Annotated in this window: 2 protein-coding genes; both read left to right on the top strand. The window is 71.0% G+C overall.

The window, feature by feature from the left end:
- On the top strand, window positions 1-751 hold a 751-nt coding region (locus tag LzC2_RS21340; protein WP_315854773.1), incomplete at its 5' end, for an NAD(P)H-hydrate epimerase.
- A gap of 3 nt (window positions 752-754) precedes the next feature.
- Window positions 755-1645, top strand: a complete 891-nt coding sequence (locus tag LzC2_RS21335; protein ID WP_171190040.1) for an ADP-ribosylglycohydrolase family protein — start codon at window positions 755-757, stop codon at window positions 1643-1645.
- Window positions 1646-1764: the final 119 nt, after the last annotated feature.

Below are 1764 nucleotides of genomic sequence, written 5' to 3'. Positions count from 1 at the left end.
GCACAACCCCGCTCGTTTCCCCCATCGTCCCGTGTCCTCCCCGACCCCGCCGGCGCCGCTGTCCGTCGCCCAGTGCCGATCCGTCGATCGCCTCTGTCTGGAGGAATACGGTCTGCCCGGCGCCGTGCTGATGGAGAACGCCGCCCGCGGTTGCGCCGAGCTGCTGTGGAGCCTGACCGGCGGCGCCCCCGGCCCGGTCGCGATCGTCTGCGGCAAAGGCAACAACGGCGGCGACGGCTTCGCCCTTGCCCGCCACTTGGCGATCCGCGGCGTGAATGTGCACCTGTTCGCCCCCTTCCCCGAGCCGCCGACTGAGGACGATGAGCCGGGCGAAGCTGCGATGAACGCCCGCGTCGCCCGCCGCATGGGCCTGCCGTGGACCGACTGGACGGCGATGAACGAGGCCGATCTGACCGCGGCGCTGTCCGAGGCCGCGGCCGCGGGATGGTTGGTGGACGCCCTGCTGGGCACCGGCCCGAGCGGCCCGCCGCGGGAGCCGATGCCGATCGCGGTGCGGGCGATCGACGCCTCCCGCATGAACGCGGACGTTTTGGCGATCGACGTCCCGACCGGCTTCGACGCCGACAGCGGGGAACCTTTCGATCCCGACTGCTGCGTCCGAGCGGATCACACCGCCACGTTCGTCGCCCCCAAGACTGGCTTCGCCGCGAACTGGGCCGCCAACTGGACCGGCCCCGTCAGCGTCATCGACATCGGCGCCCCGCCGGCAGCGATCACGGCGGTGCGTTAGCAGATGCTGGATCTTCGAGATCGCCTCACGGGCTGCTTGCTCGGCGGAGCCTTGGGCGATGCGCTCGCCGGCCCGTTCGAGAACGGGCCGCTCGGGCAGAAGTTCGTTCAACCCGCGGATCTGTGGCTCTCGGACGACACGCAGCTCACCCTCGCCACCTGCGAGGCGTTGATCGCGTCCGGGGGAAAAGTCGAACCAGTTACGATCGCCGCCGCATTCGCCCGCTGGTACGGCGAGCGCCGAGTGCGGGGCGTGGGGGCCAGTACGATGAAGGCACTGCGCGAGTTGGAGCTGGGCGGCCACTGGGCTCTAGTCGGCGCCGCAGGCGAGCGTTCAGCCGGGAACGGGGCCGCGATGCGGGCCGCCCCGCTGGCCTTCCTGCTCGCCCCGGATGACCCCGTTCGAGGAGAGGCGGATCGTCGCGTGCTACGCGACGTGAGCCGAATTACCCATCACCACGAGGAGGCGGTCGCCGGCGCCCTGTTTCTCGTTCGCGCCGTTCGGCATGCCGCCGCCGGGCGTCCGCTGGCCGAACTGCCCGCGACACTCGCCGATCTCTCGCCAGACTGCGTCGCTCGGGATCGGTTGCGGGCGATTCGGGATAAACCAATGACGATGCAGGCGTTCGCCGAGCGATTCGGGGCAAGCGGATGGGCGGCCGACTCAGTGCCGTTGGCGATCCTCGCCGCGGCTGCGGACGAGGAGTTCGTGGAGACCATCGCCCGCGTGGTGGAATGCGGAGGGGACACGGACACCGTCGCTTCCATGTGCGGGCAGATCCTCGGCGCGTCCAGCGGCGTCGCCGGGCTGCCGGCGCTTCTGCTGGAACGATTGGAGGCCGCCACGGAGATCCGTGCCGTCGCCGCCGAACTCGCCGCGATCCTGTCTGGCTAGGATTCTCCGTGCATCCCTTCGCCCTCACCCCGCCGGATCTGACCACGGCGCTGGCCGACCTGCTGCGGAGCGTGCCGGCGGGGCGGGTGACGACGTTCGGGGATCTCGCGGCGGGGTTG

Origin of the sequence: Alienimonas chondri, from assembly GCF_013036045.1 — a bacterium.
Taxonomy (GTDB): Bacteria; Planctomycetota; Planctomycetia; order Planctomycetales; family Planctomycetaceae; genus Alienimonas; species Alienimonas chondri.
The sequence above is the reverse complement of the archived record's forward strand: the minus strand, read 5'-3'. Positions and strand labels throughout refer to the sequence as shown.

Bases quoted from the DNA above. Each gene is read 5' to 3' on its own strand.
- LzC2_RS21335 (WP_171190040.1), top strand. From the start codon at position 755: ATGCTGGATCTTCGAGATCGCCTCACGGGCTGCTTGCTCGGCGGAGCC.